We start from the raw sequence: 25,282 nt of genomic DNA on the forward strand, positions 1-25,282 counted from the left end.
AATATGAAAATCAAATTAACAGAAAACCAAGTAAACGAACATTTAGGAAATGTGTATTTAATTAATGCAAAAGTGAATGAGAATTTCCAAACCAAACAAGTTGAAAGTGTTGTGTATCATGTTGCGGGTGATAATCCAGAACTAAAAGACGGCAGTTATGCGATTAAAATTGAAACAAACCAGCGTCCCAATATCAAAACTCTAGGACGAGTGAAATTAGTTGGTGTTGTTTATGCTCCAAGGGCTCAATCTGGCGCAATTGAGGGGCAAGGAAATGCACGTGCTACGGCATGGGCGAAAATTGTGGATACTTTTGAAGCTTCGGAAGTATTGCCATTTTCTGATGCGGATAAACTCGCAGATTCAAATGGCGAACGAGTAACGAATAAAAAATAATGATGACAGAAAGAGCATGAGCGAAATATAAGCCATGCTCTTTTATAATAGTGGGGGGAAAGTATAATGGTGGAGTTGTCTAAGAAACAGGAAAGAGTGCTGAAAATATTAAATTATGTAGCGAAAATGTTATGTTTGGTATTTACGGGAGTCGTGCAAATGTATTTTATGTTTTTTGGCATGGTTCATCTTTTTCTAGGACATTCAATAGTTTTTTATAGTGCGATAGCAAGTTGTTTTGTGTGCATTCTATTTCAGAATTACATGGCTACATCAATTGATAAATCGCAAAAATCGCAAAAGGTGCTAATGCGATAAGCCAAACTGTACCATAATGTTTAAATCTTTGTTCTAAATCATTTGTTTTTATTTGTACAATAAATGTTTCTTTTATAAGATGTATAGACAAAGCCATTAATTGGATAATTTGAAAGAGAAACAACATCGGTGCTATGTAATTTAGAAAATCAGAAAAACTTTGTATACTAGGTGTATTAGCTTTAAAGAGAGTTGTGAAGTCAATGTTTTTCCAAGTGATGTATGTTAAGGTCGTTCCGATAACATATAAAATGTAGATAATCATAACACCTTTATTTTGTGTACTTGTTTTAAAAAATAATTTGATGCCATTTACCACAGTTAGACCGATTGCGACAATAATAAGAAAAATGCCAGCATTCTTGATAGAAAGGTAAAGTAGGCTATTTAATTTTTGCGAAAAATTCATAATATCAATATTTTCAAGTTTAAAAGTGTCTAGGCTGTAAACGTTGTAAACACATGAACCAATAACCACGATATAAACAAGTACTATAAAACTCTTTTCTAACATTTTGCCTAGAAATGCTCTGTTTTTATCCATTGAAATGACATCTTCATACGTAATATTTATATTCGTTTGAGTAGTTTGAAGCATTGCTTTCTCGCTTTTTTTTCTGTCTATCAGTTGGAAAATAAGACTAATTAGAGATATTACTATTCCTATCAATACAGTAATGATGTTGAATAATTCTATTGTATAACCCTCCAGTTTTTTCGCAAAACTCCCGTTAATTATATTATATTCTAAAATTATTGATAAATAAAGCCTGAAAGGAGTTGTTTCGTGATTTCTTTAAAATATAGAGGTGTGAGAATTATGCCATTTATGAAACACTACATCAGTTTTTTGGTATTAGGTATTTTTGGCATAGTATTTCTTTCATTAGAAGTGAGATTATTTTTAAAGCATTTTGATGTACTAAATAACCATGTATTGCTAAAATACTCGATGCTTAATTTGTTGTATTCTGCATTTATTGTTCTTTTGATCGCTTTGATTCTATTTCCACGTTGGCGGCATATTTACTATATGCAAAGACTTTCCCAAATGATATGGCAAAGTAAATTTTATCAAGTGAATGATGTGGGGCAAGAAGATGGCTTTGAGGAGAAACCGAATTTCAAAGTGAAACGTGAGATGTCTACATGGGCAAAAATTCGTTTTAAGTTAAAAGGAGATACATTTAAAGTTAGTTGTTTTATGGGGGGGTATTCTTTTCAAGAACAATTACGAACACTTGCCCCGAAACTAGAAGAAATGTTTAATGCAGATTTGGTGTGCGAAGAAAAGGATGGCTATTACTACACGTATACCTTGCAGTTGAATCCCGAGAAGAAAAGAATTCAAATTTCAGAGATGAAAGTTAAAAAAAATAAAATTTTGCTGATGAAAGGCCTAACGTGGGACATTGTTAAAACACCTAATGGTTTAGTAGTTGGGGAAGTAGGGGGAGGAAAAACCTATTTTCTATTGAGTTTGGTCATGGCTTTACTGAAAGCTGATGCTAAGTTAAAAATTTATGACCCTAAAACGGCAGATTTAGCCGATTTGCGAGATGTTCCGAAATTCTTAAACAAACATGAAGTATACACAGATTATAATCAAATTGCTCAGTCGTTGCGTATTACCGTAGAACAAATGAATGCCCGATATGTGAATGTAAAATCTTTGCCGAATTATAAGACAGGAAAAAATTACGCATATTATGGGCTAGAACCTGTTTTTATTATTTTTGACGAATTTGTGGCTTTCATTGATAAAATCGATAAAGTGAATGAAAAAGCTAAAATAAATGCGCATTTGTCTGAATTAGTTTTAAAAGGCAGACAAATGGGCTTTTTTGTTATTTTTGCAACTCAAAGACCCGATGCGGAAGCGTTAAAGGGTAGTATTCGTGACCAGCTTGGAGCGCGATTTGCTTTAGGGGATATGAGTTCGGAAGGCTATCGTATGACTTTTAAAAACATGCAGAAAAGTTATGTAAACAGTGGAGTACCAGCTCGGGGGTATTGTCATATCAAAGGTTCTACAAAAGTAGTGAGGGAGTTTTTTGCTCCTTTTGTACCTGAAAAATTTAATTTTCTGGAAGAGATAGAAAAGCTACTGCCTGAGGCGCAGGGCGCGTGGGCACAGGATAGTGCCGGCGGAGCCATAGCGCACCAAGCGGAAGGCTTCAGCTCGGGCGAAGAACGAGCTGAAAAGGAGGACATTCATGAAAAAGAATAAGCGAAGCGCCCCCCTTACTAATAGGGGGGTAGAGAATGCAAAGTGAAGACAGGCACGCGTTGACTGCGTGCATTGACTGGCTTTCCTTAACGGTTATGGATTTGTCTTTTGAAGAGATTTGCGAGAAGCTTTTGAAAATTCCTATTCACTTAATGCGTGATGACCTTGGCAGTGGGATTCGTGGTTACCGCGCATTTAAGAAATCTGATGACATCAGAGTTCTAGAAGGCGGAGGAAAAGCCACGGATTTGCATTATCATGTATTGCTGACAGGGAAAGGCTGTCGGCAATTTGAAACATGGTTAGAAGGTCGCAATGAAACATGGTTTGATTTTTTAAAAGACGCGATGAAATATGCTTCTAATGTTCCTCGCTTAGATTTAGCGATAGATGATAAACGTACGTATTTTGATATTAAAGATATTATTGAAATGGCTGAAAATCAAGAATGTATTAGTAAATTACGTGCGGGTGTTGATTATGGGAAGTTTAATTTAAGTGATGGAAAACGAGAAGGTCGAACAATTAGTTTTGGCTCACGTGAAAGCCTGTTATACATCGTTTTTTATGAAAAAAATTATGAACAAGCGGAAAAATTGAATTTGACAGATGAAGAGATGGAAGAAATGCTCTCTCAATCTTGGAATCGTTATGAGCTCCGTTTTCGGCAAGAAAAAGCAGTGGCAACGGTGAAAGAATTGTTACAGCATCAAGATGTGTCAAAAGTGGCGCTAGGTACACTTCATTATAATATGCGTTTTGCGCAAAGAAACCCTAACGACTCTACTAAAAGTAGATGGAAAACTTATCCATTCTGGGAAAAATTTATGGAAGATATTAAAAGTATTCGTTTGGTTATGAATCCGAAGCAAAAAGATTACATGCAACTGTTTTGGTGGATAAAACATTTTATTGCTCCGTCCTTAAAAATTATGAAATCCATTGATAATATTGTAGGCGGAGATAATCTAACCATGTTAATTGATAATGCGAAATTGACACCTAAACATAAAGATATGATTGAGGATTATGCGATACAATATTTCCGCAATAGTGAGATGGATAAAGATACGATAGCGATGAAAGTTCAAAAAGAGTTTCAAGAAAGTGAGTATTTAAACTTACAAGCAAGTGCCCAAGAATTTATTGAACTGGGAAAAAGACAAGATTTGTTGCAACTTCAAGAGCTAATTAATGAAAAGCTAATAGGCTAATTGGAGGGGACTTCATTCAGTCTTTTTTTTGTAAGAAAAGGAGGAGGTTATGAGATGTATATTAGTACAGTGTGTATTTTGATTACTTTGATTATAGTTTCATTATTTTTGAAAAATAAGGTAGCTATCGGAGATAGGGAACTAGAAAAATTGCTTTGTAACAAATTTCAATGTAAGAGGAATGAGTTATTTGTTTTGAGAGAAACAAATAATGAATGCACAGTAATTTTTAATGATTGTTATTATCAGATTATCATATCTAAGCGTCGTCCTTTTACAATCGTATCTTGCTTGGAAGTTTAAGATGTATACGACTGATTTTGATAAAAAGATAAAAGATATGGGCTTTTTGAAGGGGAATGTTGCGAAGCCTTCAAGGAGTTTGGAAAAAGGTGTTAGTAATTATACATTAGTCTATTTCCAAGATATTGGGAAGTATACTACTCTATTTGTGGAAGGGCGCACAACAATTTACCAAGAATTTGGCTCACACCGAAAACAGGTAAAAACCTATTCTTCTATCCGTTTTACTTTTTATAAAAGCTCCTATAATCCTAAATTTAAGCAAATGAATAATACAAAAGTCTATTGTGTAGATGTGGATTCTATAGAATTGTTAAAGAGATTAGAAAATTATCTCTTTTTTATTCATCATAATCGGCTTGTGAAATGAGGGTGAGAACATGCAAAATATCATGATGGGAATAACACTTATTGCGTTGTTCGTTTTCCTAGTGATTTATATGGCTGTTGCTTTGGCCAATAAGCGTCAAATAAAGAAAATTGAATTGTTACTAGAAAACAAGGTTGAGAATGCTGTTAGAGATAGTTTGGAACGAATTTTAAGTGAGGAGTGAATAAGGTGGACTTATGGCAGGCTCGACAAAATGAAATCAGATTTACAGGTATGACGCATGATTTAAAAATTAAACCTGAATACTTCGAACAAGTCCAATTAGGATTTAAAACGTTTGAAGTTCGCAAAAATGATAGAAATTTTCAGGTTGGAGATAAATTATTGTTAAAAGAGTGGTCAGGCGGTTACACAGGGAGGAAAATAGAATGTTTGGTCACATATATCACCAATTTTAAGCAGAAAAGGAATTATGTTGTTTTGAATATAGGTAAGGTGGTGTGACGTATTTAAATTAGGAAAACGAAATGAAGCAAGGAACTAAATAGAAGGTTTTTTTATTGAAAGATAAGGAGGAAAAAGAAAAATGAATTTCGGACAAAATATATTTCAGTGGATAAGTACAAATTTACAACCAATCGCACTTGTTGCGATTATTCTAGCAGGCGTTTGGTTATTTTTAAAACGATCACTGGTGCAAATCATTACATTTGTGATTGTTGCAATTATTGGTGTTGGCTTCGTGTTTGCGCCTGATGTTGCCAAAGACATGTTTTTAAAACTATTTACACAGTTCTTTAAGTAGGGGTGAAAGTGTTGGAAGAAAAAAAGAAATACCGTGATGTTAAAAGTTATACGAATATATGGAACGTGGAAATGGTGCTTCATGCGTTGGGAGATATAAAGTTACCCTTCGCAGTCACGGCATCACAACTTGTTTGGTTTGTATGCTTATTTATGGCGATGCTATTGCTTGATGATGTACCGCCGCTTTGTTACATCGAGAGTGTCTTATTTAAAAATGTTGCGATTCCGATTTTAATTACATGGTTTGTGAGTAAAAAAACGTTTGATTCAAAAAAACCGTATAGCTTTTTGTTTGCGGTGATTCGTTATCACTTACGGCATAAGAAAATGAAATCAAATAAGCAATTCAAATTGAAACGAAAATATGTAGTAGACGAAGAAATCATATTTATTCAAACAGTAAGGAGGTAAACATGGCTTTTCCAATAAAATTTATAGACAATAATTTAGTGTTTAATCATAATAATGAATGTTATGCCTACTATGAACTAGAAGCGTATAACTACAATTTTTTAAGTTCTGAACAGCGTTTTTCCATCTATGATTCTTTACGTCAATTAATTGCACAAAGTCGAGAGGGTAACATGCAATTGCTAATTGTATCAACTGAAAAAAGTATTCGAGATACTCAAGAGAAAAGTAAAAAGCATATTAAAGATACAGAACTAAAAGATATTGCAATAGAACACGTCAATAATGTAACGGAAGAACTTGTGAATAGTCTGGGCGAAAATGAGCTTGATTATAAGTATTATGTGGGCTTCAAATTAGTATTAAATGATGAACAAAGACCACTTTCATTTAAAACATTTTGGTCAGATGTTAAAAATAATGTAAAAAGCTTTTTTGCAAGTGTGAACAAAAATCTATTCAATGATTATACTTCTATGGATATAGATGAAATTGAGCGATATGCGAAAGTAGAACGACTTTTATATAGTAAAATTAATCGCCGTTTTCGTTTAACCCCTTTAGAATCCAAAGACGTTGCTTATCTTATTCGCCATCACTATGGACAAAAAGGTGTGGATTACAATAATTTTAACTATTCATTTGATACTCAAGTAGAAAAGGATAAAAAATTGATTAAGACATATGACATTTTGAATTTAAGTGATACCTTAGTTGAAGAAAAAGAACGATTCTTAAAATTAACCAATGCGGATACTGAAGAATATGTGGCGTATTTATCTATCGCAAATATTACATCAGATTTAAGTTTCCCTGACAATGAAATTATCTATTATCAACAACAACAATTTAATTTTCCTATTGATGTATCGATAAATTTAGAATGTATGGGGAATAAAAAAGCATTAACAACGATTCGGAATAAAAAGAAAGAACTTAAAAATTTAGATGAACACGCGTTCGAGAATAACAGTGATTCAACTCGGAATTTATCAGATGCGAGAGATGATGCGGACGAGTTAGAAGCCATATTAGACAAAACAAAAGAAAGCATGTATAAGCTAAGCTATGTAATTCGAGTGTCTGCGGATTCCGAAGAAGAATTGCAAAAACGAGTGACCCAAGTGAAAGATTACTATGATGATTATTCTATTATTTTAGAACGCTCCTATGGGGATATGGACGGACTTCATAAGGAATTTATTCCGAGTTCATCACGTTATATGAATGATTATGTGCAATATGTGACGGCAGATATGATAGCAAGTTTAGGTTTTGGTGCAACACAAGCGCTAGGCGAAGACACAGGTATCTATGTTGGCTATAACATTGACACAGGAAAAACAGTCAGAATTCAGCCATGGGCGGCGGCACAAGGAATAAAAGGAACAGTGACTAATGCCCTTGCTTCTGCTTTTATTGGTTCGCTTGGTGGTGGGAAGTCGTTTAATAATAATTTGTTAGTGTATTATGCGACCTTATTCGGAGCTAAAACTTTAATCGTTGACCCTAAAAGCGAACGTTACAACTGGCTAAATGATTTAGTGTTTTTAAAAGATAAGTTAAATATTGTTAATTTGACGAGTGATGAAAAAAATAAGGGGTTATTAGACCCATTTGTTATTATGGAAAATCGAAAAGATGCAGAACGTTTAGCCGTGGATACTATTACTTTTCTAACAGGTATTTCGGTACGTGATGCGGTGAAGTTTCCTCTGCTTTTGAAAGCAGTACGAAATGTGAGTAAGATGGATAATCCAGGCATGATGCATATTATTCATGAATTAAATGCTTCTGATGAAGAGATAGCTCATAGTTTAGCAAGTCACATTGAAAGTTTTGTTGACTATGACTTTGCACATTTGTTATTTAGTGATGGGCAAGTAGATAATACAATTAAATTGGACAAGCCACTTAATATTATCCAAATTGCCGATTTAATATTACCTAGCGAAGATGATAAAATTGAGGACTATACAACGATGGAAATGCTAAGTGTGGCGATGATGATTGTAATTTCTAGTTTTGCGCTTAAATTTATTCAAACAGATAGGGCAATATTTAAAATAGTAGATTTGGACGAAGCTTGGACAGTTCTACAGGTGGCACAAGGAAAAGCATTGACTAATAAATTAGTACGTGCTGGACGTGCGATGAATGCAGGAGTATATTTCGTTACACAAAATACGGATGACCTGTTAGACGAAAAAATGAAGAATAATATTGGTATGAAATTTGCGTTTCGTTCTACTGACCCTATCGAAATTCAGAAAACATTTGAATTCTATAACCTTGAAAATACGGAAGAAAATGAACACCGATTGAGAAATCTAAATAATGGCGAATGTCTGTTTCAAGATATTCGAGGGCGGACAGGCATTGTAAAGTTTGATGCCGTTTTTGAAGACTTATTTAAGGCATTCGATACACGTCCGCCAATGGATATAAACTAGGTGGTGAAGATGTGAACTTTAATAAAATTTGGAAGGGGGTAAGCGTGGGGCTTGCTCTCTTTTTTGTGCTAGCTATTTTCTTTTTGAATTCGCCTATCAGTGCTGATGCAAATGCATGGATAGAGGAAACGAAAAAAGTAGTTGCAGAATATACGAAATATCCCATAGACAATTACCAATTAGATTTTTATGTAGATACTTCTTGGGATTGGTTACCATGGCAATGGGGGGAAGGAATCTCTAATACAGCCTATTATGCATTGTATTTGATGACTTGTTTTATATGGTCGATTAATGTCGTGTTAAGCTACTTGGTTGGCTATGTGGTGGAACAAGCTTATTCATTGGATTTTATTTCTGATGTCATTTCAGCTTTATCCAAAAATATGCAGAATCTAGCAGGTGTTAATAAACACGGATTTATGAATAGTGGTTTATATCCGTCTTTAGTTCCTATTTTAATTCTAGTTCTAGGTGCTTATGTTATCTGGGTGGGTATGCTGAAAAAACAATTTCAAAAAGCTTTATCAGCAGTGCTTATTTTCGCCATGTTGTTAATTGGCTCTATGGGGTTCATTGCCTATTCGGATAAATATTTAGGTGAACTCAATACGTTTTCTAAGGAATTTAATACAACTATTTTAGATATTGGGGCGAATATGACCTTTACAGGTAAAAAAATAGACGCACCAGGATACACGGACAAAAACAAAAAATCAGAAGTGAAAATGCGTGAATTGTTGTTTGATATTCAGATTAAAAAACCGTATTTAATTTTACAATACGGAACAATGAACGAAAATAAAATCGGAGAGGAGAGAATCGATAAGCTTCTTTCAGCAAATCCTTACGCCAATGATAGTAAGCGTGCAGATGTTGCTAAAGAGGAAGTAGAAAAGCAAAAAAATACCAATATGGGGTTTCAAAAAGTCACTGACCGCTTGGGTATGGTTAGCCTTGTATTGATATTAAATTTAATCATTAGTATTTGTGTACTCATCTTGTCAGGCATTATGATTTACTCACAAATTATGTTTATTGTGTATTCAATTTTCTTAGTCGTGGGATTAGTATTTGCTTTGATTCCGAACCGTCAGAAGTCAGCTTGGTACGCTAGTTATAAAGTAATTAATGCGCTTTTAACTAAAACGGGAATCACGTTAATTATGACCGTGATGATGTCTATTTCTGCCATGATGTATAGCTTAACCGCAACGAGTAGCTTTTTGTGGCTGATTTTTATTCAAATTATTGTATATGTCGGAACGCTATTTAAAACGACAGAACTCTTAGGTTATATGAGTTTACAAGGTGAAGGTGTAAAAGGCATTACTGGATTTGCCAAGAGCGCATTAACTTATGGCGCTTTGCGAAAAATGACGAAACCAATGGGAAGGCGCAGAGTTCGACCTCAATCCCAAAATGTAAGGCGGAAAGGGAAAAGTCAACTAGAAAGTCATAATAATGACCCGCATACACCACAATCGAAATTAGAGAAGCTAGGGAAGCGTTACGGCGACTTAAAAGACATTAAAAACAAACCACAAGATGTTAAGGATAAATTGAAAAAGAAACTTGGCGATACGCCTAAATATGCGAAAGATGGATTACAGAAACAAAAAGATAAATTTAATACTGGTGTGGCTAATCGTGAAACGGAACTGTTTAAAAAACGTAATGCATTACAGAAACAGCGTAAGGAAGCAGAGGCAAAACGCAGAGAAGAACTGGCTCATAATAAAGATAGACTAACGCAAAGAGGAAAAACAACCAATGAAAATCCTATTCTTACAAGTGCTAAAACGAACTTAGATAGAACTTTGGCAAAAAGAAAAATACCGCAAGCAACCAATGAACAAGTGGACAAAGTAAATGCACAATTAGCTAATGAGAAGTTTACGGAAGCGATAAAAAATAAACATCTTCTTCCTACCGGGGCAGGAAGAAAAGCAGAGTATTCACTTAGTGAACGAGTAAATAATGACTCGATTTCTTCACCGAATTTAGGGTCGCAATTTTATAAAACAGGCTCTTCGTCTGTTGCGACTTCTCTAAAAATGAGAAAACCTGCTGGAGCGAAAGCCCCATCTGTTCCTAAAACGAGTCATCAACAGCCGAAGGTAATTCAGAAACCGAAAGTATCAGCAGAATTTGAACACTTTAAACGTGCGACTGGTAAAGATGTATTATACAACTGGCTAGAAAAGGATAAAAAAGACTAATGGCATATATCAAATATTTGAAATGGCTGTTAGTTCCTTCTTTTTTAGCAATCAGTTTTTGTGCGATTATGATTTTTGGGATACTTGCTATTATTTCGGAAAATAAGGAAGAAGATAGTGGAGTTGCGGGAAATGTCGTTTCTATGGGGATATCGCAAGAAGTTTTAAGTTATAAACCACTTGTAGAAAAATATTGTAAAGAATATGGGATTAAAGAATATGTGGACTATCTGCTTGCAATTATGATGGTCGAAAGTGGCGGTAAGGGAAGTGATGTCATGCAGTCATCAGAAAGTTTGGGATTGCCCGTTAATTCTTTGCAACCAGAGGCATCTATTAAACAAGCATGTCAATATTTTGCGGACTTGATTAAAAGCTGTAAAAAGAAAGGTATTGATGAATTAACCGCAGTTCAGGCTTATAATTTTGGCGGTGGTTTCGTTGGCTTTGTAGAAAATAAGGGGAAAAAATATTCTTTTGAATTGGCACAAGAGTTTTCTAAAAATAAAGCAAGGGGAAAGAAAGTTCCGTACTCGAATCCAGTTGCAGACAGTCATGGGAACTTTCGTTACAGTTATGGGAATATGTATTATGTGAAGCTAGTTCAGCAATATCTTAATCCTGTCAATTTTTCAGATGAAACGGTTAAGAAAATAATGACGGAAGCCTTGAAATATCAGGGGTATCCGTATGTTTTTGGAGGAGCTTCCCCAAGTACAAGTTTTGACTGTAGTGGGCTCACTCAATGGTGTTATGGTATTGCGGGAATTAATCTACCGAGGACAGCGCAAATGCAGTATGATGCGACCAAACACTTTAAATTAGAAGAAGGAAAAGCTGGGGATTTAGTGTTTTTCTCGGGAACTTATAATTCAGGAACCCAAATAAGCCATGTAGGCATCTATTTAGGAAATAATAAAATGTACCATGCAGGCGATCCAATTGGCTATGCAGATTTAACTTTACCTTATTGGCAACAGCATCTCGTAGGTATAGGGCGTATTGAAACAAACTAGAGCAGATTCTTTTGAGTCTGCTTTTTGATTGGAGGAAATTATGAAGGAAAAAAAGAAGCAAAATAAAGTATTGAAGTTATCTCGCCAAAAGTTCAAAAAAACAATGTTGATAACAGGGTGGGGGCTACTAAGTACAAGCATTGTGTTTGGTGTTTATAACAATTTTACGGCGGTTGACACACATACAATTAATGAAACCAGAGTTATTCAAGAAAAAACGAACGATATTTCAGGAGTTGAACAATTTGTTGAAAACTTTGCGAGAGAATACTATGCATTTGATGTCTCGCCGCAAGCGAAAGAATACGAGAAAACACAACTAGAGAAGTATTTTCAGAAAGATTTAATTCAAATGAATTATGAAATATTAAATGAAGCAAAAGAAAAAACAGAAGTTAAGGAATTTAAAATTTGGGCAGTTAAAAACATTTCAGAAAACAAGTCCAAAGGTAAAGATTATAAAGTTACCTATCAAGTTCGGCAACATCTGACAAAATCGAAAAAAGACTTTTATACAACGTATGTTGTCCATGTGCACAAAGATAAGGACTCTTACGTGATTACTAAAAATCCAGTTGTGACCGCAAGTCCTAATAAATCCAATTATGAAGCTCAAAAATTAATTAATAATGGGGATATGATTTCAGCGAAGGAAACGAAAAAAATTCAAAGTTTCTTAGACACTTTCTTTAAGTTATACCCAAAAGCGACAGACAAGGAAATTGTTTATTATGTCAAAGATAAAGATGTAAAGCCTATTGATAAAAATTATACATTTGTTAAAATTGATAATTTGGTTATTAATAAAGTCAAAAATGGTTATGATGTCCATTTTTATTGCCAGTATAAGGATAATGATACAAAAATGTTAATCATGAATGAATACAATGCGGAGCTTACTAAACAAGAATCTGGTGAGCTAGTTATTAAGAGTTTGGAGTGATTTTTATGCGCAAAGTGCTCATATTGATTAGTGTACTCCTTGTTTTTGGGTTAGGCTATTATACTCATTTTGCGATTTCTGAAAATGCATATAAAGATAAATTAAAACCTTACGTGAAACAGCAGGAAGAAGATAGAAGCGTGATGGAAGCTCAACAACAGCGCTTAGGTGACTTGGAAAAAGAAGTAAATGAATTAGAAAAGGAAAACGAAAATGTTAGTAACAGAGAGAGTTTGCCTGATGGAATTAATGATTTGGTTATCAATTACGTAAGAGATCAATTTAATTACACAAGTACGATAATGCGCAACGAAAATCTACAACCATATATTACAGCTGAAATGGTAAGCTACTTTAATAAAAGTGAAGGAGTTAGCGCAAATCAATCATTAAGACTGGAAAGTAAGTTACAAAAGTATGAGATAGGTAAATATTATTTGGAAGATGCGACTTGTAAAATGACGGTTCGTGTATGGACATCTTTTCAAATTGAAAAAAATCCTAAAATGGTGAATCAAATGTTGTTGGATTTGGAACTTGTTAAAAATGATGATGTTTGGTTAGTAAATAAGCAAGAGGTTGGAATTATAAATTAATTGAATTTGTAGGATTGAAGGAAGGTGAAGAAAGTGGTTAGAAGTACAGTTTCAAAAAAAGAATTACTAGTTTTAGGGTATCGTCCTCACACAGCTTCAACGATTATTAGACAAGCTAAGCAAATTATGGTACAAAGAGGATATTCGTTTTACAATAATAAGCGTTTAGGATATGTACCGAAAAATGTAGTTGAGGAAATAATAGGTGTTTCTCTTGAAGGAGAGAGTATTAATGCCTAAAACAAGATATACAGGTGTCTATACTGATAATAATGGAAAATTTTTTTATCAGGTAGAACTTGGGATTGACAAAATAAGCGGAAAAAGGATACAAAAAAAGGGGAGGAAGGATCAAAATGGTAAGCCATTTTCTTCAGCTAGAGAAGCTTATAAGGAATTAACTAGGTTAAAAAATGAGTATCTTGTTCTAAATGGGTATTCAAATTATGATTTAACTTATTATCAGTTTATGGAAAATAATTATTTGCCTTTTTATAAGTCAAATGTTGAACGTAGTACATGGAGTTCTCGTGAAACTGGATTATTAAAAATAAGAGATAGGTTTGCGGGAAAAAAGGTGAGAGAGATTTCAATTGAAGATTGTGAGTTATATAGGATTTGGTTATTGAATGATAGTGGATATTCACAAGCCTATAGTTCTCTCTTATATGGAATGTTTAGAAAAACTTTAGATTATGCTGTTAATATGCGCTATTTAGATGAAAATATTTCTAAACGAACTAAAGCCATACCCAAAGGGAAATCGGTAGTTTCTTACTGGACAAAAGAAGAATTTCAAAAGGTTCTGGCAGTTATATACAAAGATGATTTCTATGAACATATGTGTTTTATTATGATTTGGTTGTATTATATGACGGGTATTCGAGTAAGTGAAGGACTGGCTTTGAATTGGAACGATATAGATTTGAAGCGAAAAAAAATGAGAATTCATCATACTTTAGATATGATTAATCAAAAAGAATTTTTCAGGAAACCATATACTAAAACAGAAAATGGAACGAGAGTTATTTCTTTAGATGGGGACACAATCAAACTGTTAGAGGATTGGAAGAAGGTTCAACAGGAACACGGAATTGAGAATTATATTATAAGCTATACAGATTTACCCTTATACCGTTCAACCGTCCAAAGGGTAATAGAAAGATATGCAAAAATAGCTAAGGTACCAGTCGTTCAAGGAAAAGGATTACGTCATTCACATGTAAGTTATCTAATTAATGAATTTAACGCAGATATATTAGTTGTTTCCAGACGATTAGGTCATTCTAGCCCTGAAATTACACTTAAACATTATGCTCATTTGTGGAGTAGAAATGACGAATCTTTGGCGGAACAAATGAATGGAAATATAAGCTTTACATTTGCGGAAAGTTCAAGTATAGAGTTTAATGGAAATCAAGTAGTGAAAAAAACCCCTGCCAAACCCCTGCCAAGTTAACTTTTTTCTTTTAGAAACGTTGATAATGTAAGGATAGGAGAGTAGTGGTTTACGTGGAGTGGGAATAATAATCAAAGAGCTCTAAACTCTGCATTCATAAGAGTTTAGAGCTCTTTTTTATTCCGTTTTTCGAGTGCTCTGGACTAATTAAGATCTTGATTTTGTATTTTAATCATTGTATAAGGAATTTCATTAATATATGTTTTTTTGGATCTTACTTTGATAGACGAATAAAGTATCCATTCAATCATTCCCCGCACTATTCACTCTAAAAGTTACTTACGAAATTTTTCCGACATGGTCAAGAAACTTACTTCTATTTTCTTCGGTTGTTTTTGTTATACTCCCTTGATGAAGCCATTTCACATTTTTTATCCCCATATCTTTAAATACACGATTTTTTAATGCCTTTATTGGATTACCTGCAAAATATTGTATATACCATTTAGGTGCTTCCGCAGTGGTTATCACAATGGTTTCCTTAATGTTGCTCATTTTTCCAATCAACCGACCTTTTTCTTCGCGATAGGCAAATCCCTTTAACATGACCTTATCAAGGAATCCTTTATATATCGCTGGAAGTCCGTACCACCATATGGGTGTTATGATAATCAATTTGTCAGTATGGGATAAAATTTCCTGATATTTTCCTACAAGAGGATCTGCAAATTTCCCCTTAGAAAAGCCAGCAAGGTCATTTGATAACATAGCAGGATTAAAATTATCTTCTACTAAATTTATTACCGTTGCATTCGTTTTCAATTTTACTTTTTCTAAAATTGCATAATTAAAACTCTTTGAGTATGGGTGTCCTATTAATATTGTCGTCTTCATTTTAATTCTCCTTTATAGCTTTTTTAAATATTGAATCAACTTGTTTTTCTAATGCAAGTTGACTTTCTGGCGTAGTCTTAGCAGTAGCTAGGGGTTTCATCATATCTAACAATGCTACAACTTTTTTATAGGTATCAATTTTCAGTAGCATGTCATTCTTTTTCTTTGAAATTATTTGGTTTGTTTCTCTAATGCAATCATCCTCTGGAACTTGTTCGCTATTTAAAGATAATAATTCTTTTATTTCTTGAATGGAAAATCCAGAGTGTTTCATCACTAAAATAAGTTTTAATTTTTTTTCATCTTCCAAACTATATTCGCGGTAGTTATTTTCTTTCCTATGAATAGCTAGTAGTCCTTTTTTTTCATAGTATCGAATTGTTGAAACAGAAATATTCAGTTTTTCCGCAATTACTTTTATTGTACTCATGAGCATTGCCCTCCTTTTTTTAAGAATAACATTGAAGCTTGGTTTAATGTCAACTCTAGCAGTCAAAAAGATGCTTTTCCAGCTTGAATGTTGCTTTTTAAACACAAAAAACCAAAAGAGCGACAAGGCCAGTTCGCTCTTTTGGTAACTAGGTGGGGCAGTAAACAACAATTTGCTGTTTACCATAGAAATATAGTACCACGAGAACGTGGAGAAAATATGGAGAGCACATCTAAATTCTCCATATTTTCTCCATAGAGATTTGCTAATCTATACGTATAAAGGAGGGATGAGGTTGAAAAAAATTTTAATTTTGAGTGTCGTCATTGGCGTTTTACTTCTTACAAGTAGTTTATTTATTGGCTCTCGGTTGATAAATAAAAATATGTTGGTAAATAAACATCGAGATATGGATACGAGGAGCATGTTTATGGGAGGAAAAGATAAAGTTGTTGCCTTAGAAGATATAGATGAAGAGGCAAATCCTCTAAAAATACCAGATATACTTGAACCATCGGAAGCTAATGGTCGACAAATAGTTTATGATATTGAAGCAAAGACTGGTAAGTCCGCTATTAAAATAGGGGAGAAAACGAGGACACTCGGTTATAATGGGGATTATTTAGGTCCTGTTATTCGATTGAAAAAGGGGGAGAAAGTTACTTTTCGAACAAAAAATAGCCTGAATGAGGAAACAAGTTTTCACTGGCACGGCCTTATTGTACCCGCTATCTCAGACGGAGGACCACATGAAATTGTACCTAAAAATAGTGAAAAAGAAGTTCGTTTCACTGTAAAGCAAGATGCGGCGACGCTCTTTTTTCATCCCCATCCAGAAGGAAAAACGGCAAAACAAGTCTATCGAGGCCTTACTGGCTTCATTTACATTGATGATGAAAATCAAAAGACTAAAAACCTTCCTTCTATTTACGGGGAAAATGACTTCCCAGTTCTGATACAAGACCGCAATTTTACAGCAAACAATCAATTTGATTATGAAAACGATCAAAATAGCGACGGAACGCAAGGGAAAAACTTAGTTATTAATGGGACAATACGTCCATATCTTGATGTGAAATATGATAAAATTAGACTAAGAATGGTGAATGGTTCCAATGCGCGTTCATATAAATTTGCGCTTTCAAATGGGGCAAAAATGACGCAAATTGCAACGGATGGCGGACTTCTTGAAAAACCAGTTTCACTAGCCAATTTAACATTATCGCCTGGTGAGCGAGCTGAAATTTTGATAGATTTTACGAAAATGCAAAATAAGAAAGTGGCGTTAAAAGATGGTGAGGCAACCATTTTAAATTTTAATGTAGCAAATTCGCTCATTCAAACGAAGAAGCAGGAAAAAGTCCTTAATCAAATGCCTTCTTTTGTAACTGATGAGGATGTGCAGGCGGAAAAAATGACGCTTTCTGGGATGGGACATATGGTAGCAATTGATGGGCAAAAATTTGATATGAATCGTATTGATAAAATAGTAAATAAAGGTGAGGAGGTCATTTGGGAAGTCAAAAATGAAGGCGGCATGATGGGAGGAATGGATCACCCATTTCACATTCACGGGACTCAGTTTCAAATTGTAAGCCGAAACGGAAACCTTGCTTCGGGCAATGAACGAGGGCTTAAGGATACAATTTTGATTGCGCCAAATGAATCGGTCAAGCTAAAAATCCGCTTTAGTCAAAAAGGGGTGTTTATGTATCATTGTCATAATCTAGAACATGAGGAAAACGGTATGATGGGACAAGTCAAGGTGCTTTAAAAATATAAATTATCAGCACGGGGAGTGTTCACATTGAAAATCTTAATTGTAGACGATGAGCCTAAAATTTTAGATGTAGTGGAGGCCTATTTAGTTGCCCATGGCCACCTGGTATTTCGAGCGGATTCTGGTGAAACCGCATTCAAGAAGTTCACTTTAACTAATCCAGATTTAATTATTTTAGATTTGATGTTGCCTGATAAATCTGGTTTGGAAATTTGTGAAGAAATCCGAATAAGTGGTGATGATACGCCCATCATTATGCTTACGGCGAAGTCAAAAGAGGAGGATATTTTAACGGGATTACAATTAGGCGCAGATGATTACATTGTAAAGCCATTTAGCCCGAAAGAGCTTGTTATGCGGGTAGAGACTGTTTTAAGGCGAAGTTCCATGAGTAAAAAGAACAACAATAAATTAGCCTTTGACCACGGAAATTTCATCGTTTATCCGGGTTCTCGGCAAGTATTTTTACATGAAGAAGAGGTTTTTTTGACTAAAAGTGAGTTTGACTTGCTCCTTACACTGGCGGCAAACCCAGCACAATATTTTCCGCGTGAAGCGCTTGTCGAGGCACTGTATGGTTTTGATTCAATAAATTCTGATAGGACAATTGATTCACATATTAAAAATTTGCGTCAAAAAATAGAAGTCGATTCGAAAAAGCCAAGATTTATTCTAACCATATACGGAAAAGGCTACCGGTTTGGATGTGCAGAATGAAAAAACGAACAATCAAGACACAACTTATTTTTGGATTCGCGGCACTCTCTGTTTTGATTATTGGGTCAATTAGCTTTATTACAGCCTATTTAATGAACACGCATTTCGAACGCTACATCAAGGAAAAGCAGACTGAAATGTTGGAACAAACCGAACATAGCGTTTTACTGGCTTACAATGAAAGTGAAAATACGTGGGATACAAAGCGGCTTAGGCAAATAAATGAATCGATTGCTTCTAAGGGACAATGGCTCATTTTATTTGATGTGTCGGGAAATTCTATTTTCACACCAACAGAAAGCGAGCAAATTGAAAGTCAGAAAGAGATGGAAGCGCTGCGAGAGAAAAATCCAACTAAAACGGAAGAAATGACGAAAGTATTTGACCTCGATGATTCAAATGGGCGAGAGATTGCAACGTTAGATATTCATTATGTAGGTCCGTTAAATTATACGAAGCATGACCTTGCTTTTATGCGCGATATGAAAATGAATTTACTAATAGTCTCAATTTCCGCTTTCTTCTTACTCACCTTTATTGTGACGTGGATGTCCAGGCGGTTAAGTTATCCACTCGTTCGCTTAAATGAAAAGACGAAAGAGATTGCAGAAGGTAATCAGCTTGAAACGATGCTACCGGAAAGTCCTACAATTGAAATTAATGAACTTGTACTCTCCATTAATGAGCTTTCAAGACGTCTTAGTAAGCAAAATGAATTAAGAAATCGCTTAACAACAGATATTGCACATGAGCTTAGAACGCCTTTAACGACTGTAAAAGCACATATTGAAGCAATGCTTGACGGGATTTGGTCAGTGACCCCGGAGCGTCTTAAAAGCTGTTATGATGAAGTTGATCGCCTCACTCGCCTCATTGGCAGCATTGAACAAATATCGGCAATTGAAAGCCATATTGAAAATCTTGATATACGTCATTTTGATTTAAAGCGGATGTTACTAACTTTGCGTGATAATTTTGAGGCTCAGTACGGGGCAAAAAAAGTGAGACTAGAAATTATCACTCCTGAAATTGAATTAGTCGCAGATGAGGATAAAATTCGCCAGGTCATAACGAACCTTTTAGCAAATGCTTTAAAATTTACACCTGCTTTAGGAAAAGTTATTGTACAGGCTGCGGATACGGGGGATGAGGTTATTATTAAAGTGATGGATACGGGTGAAGGTATTCCAATTGAAGAACAAGAGTACATTTTCAATCGATTCTATATGACAAATTTAGCTCGGAATAATGGTTCTCGTGGCAAAGGTATTGGGCTTGCTATTGCTAGATCAATTATTCGGGCTCATAAAGGGAATATTCGCGTAGAAAGTGAACTTGGCAAGGGAAGTATTTTTATCGTCCAGCTCCCTAAATAGAATTTCATATATCGATGTATGGATGTTTGAATCATTTTTATGTTAAGAAGACGTTATATAGATATTGTGATATGCTAGAATAAAATAATTTCTTTCCGAATTTAGATTGGAGTAAATATGAGTCGCTATAAAAAATGGATTATCTTACTGGCTGCGTTAGCATTATTTCTTGTTATAGCTACCATGTTGAAAATGGAGCTTTCATCAGAAGAAAGATCATTTTTAACCCAGCTACTGCGTAATATATTTTAAATATATGTACAAAAGAGAGTTTGAAACACTACCGAAAAGAACCAAAAACATTTAAAGCCTATTTTAAATGTTTTTGGTTCTTTTATTTTGTTATAGCTACCAATATGATTTATGACTTAAAATCTGTCAACCCTTTTCCACTTAAGATTTTTGGAATATATTTTTCAACACGGGCTGTTTTTGTTTTAGATTGTTTTGGTTCTGCAAAATGGCGGATATAGCCGCGTTGCCTACCAGGTGTGAGCGCAAAAAAAGCTTCGTGCAGTTCAGGGTTTTCATCAAGTTTTTCTTGGAACTCTGCCGGAATTGGAATCTCTTCTTTTTCTTGCTTTGGAACTTGTAAACCTGCTTTTTCTATCTCGATTGCTTGGGTCACATATGCTTTGATAGAGCCTTCAAGTTTTTCAACTTCTGCTAGGGAAGTGAAGCGAATTTGGCGTCCGACAACCGTATTTTCTCCCGTTTTTTTAAGAATGCCATCTGGATCTTCCAATAAGGCTCCTTTAAAAAAAAGAAGTGCCATATAAGCTTTAAAACCTTGAATAATGACAATGTTTTTATCATCAAAGGTATAGCAAGGCTTGCCCCATTTTAACTCCTCTGTCAAGTTACACTCTAAAAGAATGGAGCGCAGTTTCTCAGATTCAGCATACCACTTTTTCACATTACTTAAATACTCATCAATTCTCGGGTTCATTTTGCTTTTGGTCATGAAAAGCACCTCGTTTCTTCAATATCATGTTGTTTCTTTAGCCAAAAGTTTGGAAAATAAAACATTACCCGAAAATTATAGCACAGAATAGGGAATTTGTAAGTTAATAATGATGTGGTAAAAATTTGGTAGTGGAAGAGAGCATAGACTTAATTTCACTAAAATCGTTGGCAACTGGAATCGAAGCGATCCATAAAAGGGAGAAAACGAGTATAACAATTAGTAGAAATTTGCAAGAGAATAAAAGAATCTTCATAAGCTACCTCCTTAAATGAAATAGGCAATTAGCGTTCTTTAAAATTTTTATAATATGGTGTGTCCTCACTGAAAGCTTTAAATTGATAACCTTGTTGTTTTAATTCTTTAATGATAGGGGGGAGAGCCTTTAGCGTACTTTTTTTCTCATGAAATAAGATGATGAGAGGATTGTTAGAATCTTCTAAGTTTTTAACTTGGGATAAAACAGTTTTTATGATTTGACTAGTGTCATCTTTGTAACGCCAATCGTTGCTATCGACATTCCAATCAAGCAAATGGAAGCCTTCCTCTTTTGCCCTTTTATATTCAGCATCAGTTAAGTAAGTACTACCGTAAGGGGCACGAATAAGTTTAGTAGAAATACCTGAAAGTTCTTGAAGCTGTTTTTGCATTTTTTGCATCTCACTTAAAAAAGTTGGCTTATTCTTGCTGTAAAGTAATTTGGCATCGTGTGTATAACTATGTAAACCAACTTTGGAAGGAGAGCTTTTTAAACGTTGCAATGTGTTTTTATCAGCTTGATGCAAATTATTACCGACAAAAAAGAATGTTGCGGGTGTTTTTTCGGTCATAAGAAAATCCAAAAACTGATTTAAAAAAGGCGTCGGTCCATCATCGAATGTGAGGAAGACCGTTTTACCGTCTATTTTTTCCACAGGAGGTGTTTCAGGTTTTTCTTTTGAAACAGGATTGGATTTTGTTTGTTTCGGCTCACTGGAAACTTGTGTATTTTCATTTGCTTGACCTGTTAAGTAGTTTGGTAATTTCCAAACTAGAAGTAACAGAATCATACAAAGTGGAAGCAAGAGAGCCAGAAAACGTTTTCCGACTCGTTTTTTATCTAATCTTTTCTTACGCATTTTAAAAACTCCTTTAGTAAATATACTTTGTATTCGTTAGTTCACCCTGAATAACATCTGTTGGAATAACAAAGGAGATGGGTCCCATATAACCAGGTGCAACATCGTATTCATCGAAAATGATAACAAGTTCATTATTTCGATCGATATAAAAATGATTTTCAAAGTATTCTTTCGTTAAAATAGGCACTAATTCATGTTCATCCCAATAAATTTTATCTGAATTTTTAGCTGACATTTCTTCTTTCATCAAGGTTGTAATATAGTTTTGTAAAATTACGGCGTAGTCATCATCTTTAAATAAATCATCTAAACGTACTAATTTTTGACTTTCTTTATCGAGTGTAATGTATTCATTTTGAACATAGCTACTTGCCATTGTCTTTTCCACAGTAAAGCGCACTACAAGTAGCTTATCGGTGTTAACAAGTGTGTCATAGTAGCTTGTAACACTGTAATGCTCTCCTTTTTTTGAAACATAGTCCTTATATTCCTTGTAGAGCTCTTCGCTCGTTTGAATATACGTGTTATTAATTTGTTTTGCGAAGGCATCATTTGAAAGCCCTTTTATTTCAGGCGTTGTAATAGAAGCTTCCGTTTTTTCCGTTTTTTCCTTCAATTGGCTACCTGTAACAACCGCAATCACGTGATTTAAGATGGGGACATTTCGCATTGCGTTTGCAACAGTTGAATTCGTCATCACAACAATGGAAAACAGTAAGCAAACGGCTAAAGCACTACATGTGCTCCAAGCTAACCAGTGGCTTTTTTTCTTCGATTGAATTTGTAAAGCACTTTCTACACGTTTATTTAATTCATTTGGGATAGGGACGTTTTTATAGGCTTTTTTTAGTCTTTCAAAATCTTTATTTGTCATCGAATAAATCCTCCTTGCGAATATCCATGCGAAGTAACTGCAAGGCTTTGTAGAGCCTTGTTTTAGTTGTGCTACTAGTTTTGCCAATAATTTCGGCAATTTCATCAATCCGCAAATCTTCAAAGTAACGCAAAACGATGATAGTTTTATATTTAATAGGCAACCGTTCGAGAGCTTTTGTTAAATCCATATCTTCATAGCAATCCACATGTTGCTGGCTCATTAATTCTAAAGTTTCGCCATCAACTAGTTTTAATTTTTTGTTTTTACGCAAAAAATCTATGGCGGTTCGAATGACAATCTTATAAAACCAGCTTTTTAGCGCTTCTGGTTTTTGGATCGTATTTAAATGTAAAAGCGCTTTTTGAATTGCATCTTGGACAATATCCAGTGCATCCGCTTCATTTTTTGCATAACTATATGCCAAACGATAAAAGTCTGCTTGGTAGGTTGTTATGCATTCAACAAAATGAGCGCGTATTTCTTCTTTCATCGAACAGGGGCCCCCTCAATATGCATATATCTAATAGACGATATAGCATAGCAAAAAGTTTGTTTTTTTTACAAATTTTTTTATTACGGTTAGCGTAACAAATTTTCACAGGTTTTCATATATGATGATATGTGGTAACTTAACTAAACATATAGGTAGACAAAAAAAGGTAAGCCTCACCCGCTTTTTTGACGAAATGAATGACAGGAAATATAATGAAGGAGGAGTGAAAAAGGTGGGGTGAAGATGGAAAAGAGTGAAAACCAATTTATTATTCAAACAGCTCTTTTAACTGGGAAAATTTTACTTGAAAACGGAGCAGAGACTTCTCGTGTGGAAGACACGATGGAACGGATTATTCGCAAAAGTATGGGGGAAGTGGCTGCCAAAAGTTATTATACATATGTAACACTTTCCGGTGTTTTTGTGAAGACAAATTTACTTGAAAGTAGTTTCTTACGAATTGATACACGTGGCTATAATTTGGAAAAAGTTGTCATAGTGAATCAAATCTCCCGTGACTATACAAGTGGTCAAATTTCGCTTTCTGAAATGCATGATAAGTTAAATAAACTCAATTTAGATGGCTCAAATGATGCCATGTGGAAGCAACTACTTTTTACAGGACTTTTAAGTGGCTCGATTGTACTTATTTTTGGCGGCAATTGGACGGATTTACCAAGTAGCATCATTTCAGGAATGTTAGCCTATTTTATTTTTCAAAAGCTAACCAATTTAGCAGATTATCCATTTATATTTGAGTTTGTTTCAACATTTATTGGCGGGTTAGTAGGGTATTTAATTTATAATTTGATTGGCACAAATATTAATTTGACGATGATTGGAACGGTTGTACCACTTGTACCAGGAATTGGTATTACAAATGCCATTCGTGATTTGATGGCGCGTCATTATATTTCGGGCATCATTCGACTATTTGAAAGTTTGTTTGTCGCAGCTGCACTTGGCTGTGGTGTGGCGCTTGTAATTTTAATCGTATCATAAGGAGGGCATTAAAGTGGCGTTTACAATCATTTATCAGTTCGTTTTTAGTTTTATCGCATCTTGTTCGTTCGGCTTTTTATGCCGTATTCCAAAACAGACGATTATTGCAGGGGGGATCGTTGGCGGCGCGGGGTGGCTAGGTTATTTTTTCCTCAGCACAAATGGATTTGGCGTTTTTATTACGAGCTTCTTTTGTTCCCTTATTTTGAGCACATTAAGCTTTACATATAGCTACATCCGGAAGTATCCGTCAACCGTTTACTTTATTCCAGGGCTTGTGCCAGTTGTGCCGGGAATTACATTTTACGAAGTTTTTAAAGAGCTGTTTATAGGGGAAACGGCATCCGCCGCCGCTACATTTTTCGATGTTGTTAGTTCGGCGGTGGCGCTTGCGTGCGGGATTACGATTGGAAATATCTTGTTCTTGCTTATTTTTAAACCGGCTATTAATAAAATGGCAAAAAAATCAGACTGAGGTAATCAGTCTGATTGATGTGTGTTAACTTATTTTGTCAAAGCAACAAAATGAATTTCTTTCCCGGTTACGTCAAGAAAAGGGAGCTTAACACGCGTATCTAAACAAAATGCATTGTAGAAGAAGGGGTGCAGCGTAGTTTCTTTACTGTCAATTGTATCTACAAAGCTTCTAATTTCCGCATATAAAATTTCAATATTTTTTAGCTTGCCAATTTTTGAATCAATACGATTTTCACTTACATTAACATTTGAGTTTTGGATTTTTTCATCAAATTCACTGTTAATTGCGGCGCGAGTTTTTTCAACACGTGTGTATCTTTGATCATCCCAATCGGTTTCAATGATATGGCAGTCTTCTAGATGTATAAAATCACCAACCCAAAGTTTACCATCTATTTCGACAACCATTTTTGTTTCTGAAAAGATTTCCTTGTTGCGATATTTTTTGAGTAAATAATCGTACATTTGCATGTGTGCTAGACTTTGGCACATGTGAATCATCTCCTTATAAG

28 protein-coding genes are annotated in these 25,282 nt (G+C 34.7%); 20 read left to right on the forward strand and 8 right to left on the reverse strand.

Features of this window, described 5'->3' with window-relative positions; translation table 11 throughout:
- The first annotated feature begins 3 nt into the window (after nt 1-3).
- Nucleotides 4-396, forward strand: coding sequence for a hypothetical protein (locus tag R8923_RS04490; RefSeq protein WP_485871561.1), 393 nt, complete (start codon nt 4-6; stop codon nt 394-396).
- Nucleotides 397-664: 268 nt separating this feature from the next.
- Here the strand turns inward: R8923_RS04490 and R8923_RS04495 are convergent, their stop codons facing one another.
- Nucleotides 665-1,258: a hypothetical protein gene (locus R8923_RS04495; RefSeq protein ID WP_485871562.1), complete on the reverse strand. Its 594-nt coding sequence runs from the start codon at nt 1,256-1,258 to the stop codon at nt 665-667.
- Between the two features lie 243 nt (nt 1,259-1,501).
- On the opposite strand from R8923_RS04495, the gene R8923_RS04500 reads away from it, so the two are divergent.
- The 14 genes from R8923_RS04500 (at nt 1,502) to R8923_RS04565 (ending at nt 14,699) form a co-directional block, all read left to right on the forward strand.
- A complete protein-coding gene (locus R8923_RS04500; RefSeq protein WP_485871563.1) occupies nt 1,502-2,944 on the forward strand; it encodes an FtsK/SpoIIIE domain-containing protein in 1,443 nt (480 codons plus the stop codon).
- 35 nt (nt 2,945-2,979) lie between these two features.
- Complete coding sequence (locus R8923_RS04505; RefSeq protein ID WP_485871564.1) at nt 2,980-4,158, forward strand: replication initiation factor domain-containing protein; 1,179 nt, start codon at nt 2,980-2,982, stop codon at nt 4,156-4,158.
- A 304-nt stretch (nt 4,159-4,462) separates the two neighbouring features.
- Nucleotides 4,463-4,831 carry a hypothetical protein gene (locus R8923_RS04510; RefSeq protein ID WP_485871565.1) on the forward strand — a complete coding sequence of 123 codons (369 nt, stop codon included), beginning with the start codon at nt 4,463-4,465 and terminating at the stop codon, nt 4,829-4,831.
- Nucleotides 4,832-4,841: 10 nt separating this feature from the next.
- Entirely contained in the window at nt 4,842-5,015 is a 174-nt protein-coding gene (locus R8923_RS04515) for a hypothetical protein (protein WP_485871566.1), read from the forward strand.
- 5 nt (nt 5,016-5,020) lie between these two features.
- Nucleotides 5,021-5,296: an ASCH/PUA domain-containing protein gene (locus tag R8923_RS04520; protein ID WP_485871567.1), complete on the forward strand. Its 276-nt coding sequence runs from the start codon at nt 5,021-5,023 to the stop codon at nt 5,294-5,296.
- Between the two features lie 82 nt (nt 5,297-5,378).
- The gene (locus R8923_RS04525) at nt 5,379-5,597 is read left to right on the forward strand and encodes a hypothetical protein (protein ID WP_485871568.1); all 219 of its coding nucleotides are present in this window, start codon (nt 5,379-5,381) and stop codon (nt 5,595-5,597) included.
- An 11-nt stretch (nt 5,598-5,608) separates the two neighbouring features.
- Entirely contained in the window at nt 5,609-6,010 is a 402-nt protein-coding gene (locus R8923_RS04530; RefSeq protein WP_485871569.1) for a conjugal transfer protein, read from the forward strand.
- Nucleotides 6,011-6,012: 2 nt separating this feature from the next.
- Complete coding sequence (tcpF, locus tag R8923_RS04535; protein ID WP_485871570.1) at nt 6,013-8,463, forward strand: conjugal transfer ATPase TcpF; 2,451 nt, start codon at nt 6,013-6,015, stop codon at nt 8,461-8,463.
- Nucleotides 8,464-8,474: 11 nt separating this feature from the next.
- Complete coding sequence (locus tag R8923_RS04540) at nt 8,475-10,685, forward strand: CD3337/EF1877 family mobilome membrane protein (RefSeq protein WP_485871571.1); 2,211 nt, start codon at nt 8,475-8,477, stop codon at nt 10,683-10,685.
- Entirely contained in the window at nt 10,685-11,701 is a 1,017-nt protein-coding gene (locus tag R8923_RS04545) for a bifunctional lytic transglycosylase/C40 family peptidase (RefSeq protein ID WP_485871572.1), read from the forward strand. Before R8923_RS04540 ends, R8923_RS04545 begins: the two co-directional genes overlap by 1 nt.
- Nucleotides 11,702-11,741: 40 nt before the next feature.
- Complete coding sequence (locus R8923_RS04550; RefSeq protein WP_485871573.1) at nt 11,742-12,644, forward strand: conjugal transfer protein; 903 nt, start codon at nt 11,742-11,744, stop codon at nt 12,642-12,644.
- A 5-nt stretch (nt 12,645-12,649) separates the two neighbouring features.
- Nucleotides 12,650-13,240 (forward strand): hypothetical protein, encoded by a 591-nt coding sequence (locus tag R8923_RS04555; protein ID WP_485871574.1) that lies wholly within the window; start codon nt 12,650-12,652, stop codon nt 13,238-13,240.
- Nucleotides 13,241-13,264: 24 nt separating this feature from the next.
- A complete protein-coding gene (locus tag R8923_RS04560; RefSeq protein ID WP_485871575.1) occupies nt 13,265-13,480 on the forward strand; it encodes a DUF3173 domain-containing protein in 216 nt (71 codons plus the stop codon).
- Complete coding sequence (locus R8923_RS04565) at nt 13,473-14,699, forward strand: tyrosine-type recombinase/integrase (RefSeq protein ID WP_485871576.1); 1,227 nt, start codon at nt 13,473-13,475, stop codon at nt 14,697-14,699. The genes R8923_RS04560 and R8923_RS04565 overlap by 8 nt, the downstream gene beginning before the upstream one ends.
- 279 nt (nt 14,700-14,978) lie before the next feature.
- Here R8923_RS04565 and R8923_RS04570 read toward each other — a convergent pair whose 3' ends face one another.
- Together R8923_RS04570 and R8923_RS04575 are read right to left on the reverse strand one after the other, a co-directional pair.
- Nucleotides 14,979-15,533: an NAD(P)H-dependent oxidoreductase gene (locus tag R8923_RS04570; protein ID WP_485871577.1), complete on the reverse strand. Its 555-nt coding sequence runs from the start codon at nt 15,531-15,533 to the stop codon at nt 14,979-14,981.
- Nucleotide 15,534: 1 nt separating this feature from the next.
- Nucleotides 15,535-15,963, reverse strand: a complete 429-nt coding sequence (locus R8923_RS04575) for a MerR family transcriptional regulator (RefSeq protein ID WP_485871578.1) — start codon at nt 15,961-15,963, stop codon at nt 15,535-15,537.
- A 289-nt stretch (nt 15,964-16,252) separates the two neighbouring features.
- Between R8923_RS04575 and R8923_RS04580 the strand changes: the two genes are divergently transcribed.
- Genes R8923_RS04580 through R8923_RS04590 form a run of 3 tightly spaced genes read left to right on the forward strand, consistent with a single transcriptional unit; the run spans nt 16,253 to nt 19,836 of the window.
- Entirely contained in the window at nt 16,253-17,737 is a 1,485-nt protein-coding gene (locus R8923_RS04580) for a multicopper oxidase family protein (RefSeq protein WP_485871579.1), read from the forward strand.
- A gap of 24 nt (nt 17,738-17,761) precedes the next feature.
- The gene (locus R8923_RS04585) at nt 17,762-18,460 is read left to right on the forward strand and encodes a response regulator transcription factor (protein ID WP_485871580.1); all 699 of its coding nucleotides are present in this window, start codon (nt 17,762-17,764) and stop codon (nt 18,458-18,460) included.
- Nucleotides 18,457-19,836 (forward strand): sensor histidine kinase, encoded by a 1,380-nt coding sequence (locus R8923_RS04590; RefSeq protein ID WP_485871581.1) that lies wholly within the window; start codon nt 18,457-18,459, stop codon nt 19,834-19,836. Before R8923_RS04585 ends, R8923_RS04590 begins: the two co-directional genes overlap by 4 nt.
- Before the next feature lie 361 nt (nt 19,837-20,197).
- Here the strand turns inward: R8923_RS04590 and R8923_RS04595 are convergent, their stop codons facing one another.
- The 4 genes from R8923_RS04595 to sigV all read right to left on the reverse strand — a co-directional run bounded on the left by R8923_RS04595 (nt 20,198) and on the right by sigV (nt 23,288).
- Nucleotides 20,198-20,800 (reverse strand): YdeI/OmpD-associated family protein, encoded by a 603-nt coding sequence (locus R8923_RS04595; RefSeq protein ID WP_485871582.1) that lies wholly within the window; start codon nt 20,798-20,800, stop codon nt 20,198-20,200.
- A gap of 284 nt (nt 20,801-21,084) precedes the next feature.
- Complete coding sequence (locus R8923_RS04600) at nt 21,085-21,918, reverse strand: polysaccharide deacetylase family protein (RefSeq protein WP_485871583.1); 834 nt, start codon at nt 21,916-21,918, stop codon at nt 21,085-21,087.
- A gap of 13 nt (nt 21,919-21,931) precedes the next feature.
- Entirely contained in the window at nt 21,932-22,795 is an 864-nt protein-coding gene (rsiV, locus tag R8923_RS04605) for an anti-sigma-V factor RsiV (protein WP_485871584.1), read from the reverse strand.
- Nucleotides 22,785-23,288: an RNA polymerase sigma factor SigV gene (gene sigV, locus R8923_RS04610; RefSeq protein ID WP_485871585.1), complete on the reverse strand. Its 504-nt coding sequence runs from the start codon at nt 23,286-23,288 to the stop codon at nt 22,785-22,787. The genes rsiV and sigV overlap by 11 nt, the downstream gene beginning before the upstream one ends.
- Before the next feature lie 246 nt (nt 23,289-23,534).
- On the opposite strand from sigV, the gene R8923_RS04615 reads away from it, so the two are divergent.
- Both R8923_RS04615 and R8923_RS04620 read left to right on the forward strand, forming a co-directional pair.
- A complete protein-coding gene (locus R8923_RS04615; RefSeq protein WP_485871586.1) occupies nt 23,535-24,293 on the forward strand; it encodes a threonine/serine exporter family protein in 759 nt (252 codons plus the stop codon).
- A gap of 13 nt (nt 24,294-24,306) precedes the next feature.
- Complete coding sequence (locus R8923_RS04620) at nt 24,307-24,768, forward strand: threonine/serine exporter family protein (protein ID WP_485871587.1); 462 nt, start codon at nt 24,307-24,309, stop codon at nt 24,766-24,768.
- Nucleotides 24,769-24,797: 29 nt separating this feature from the next.
- Here R8923_RS04620 and R8923_RS04625 read toward each other — a convergent pair whose 3' ends face one another.
- Nucleotides 24,798-25,262: a hypothetical protein gene (locus tag R8923_RS04625; RefSeq protein ID WP_485871588.1), complete on the reverse strand. Its 465-nt coding sequence runs from the start codon at nt 25,260-25,262 to the stop codon at nt 24,798-24,800.
- Nucleotides 25,263-25,282: the final 20 nt, after the last annotated feature.

The sequence above is a fragment of the Listeria tempestatis genome, from assembly GCF_963575625.1.
Classification (GTDB): Bacteria; Bacillota; Bacilli; order Lactobacillales; family Listeriaceae; genus Listeria; species Listeria tempestatis.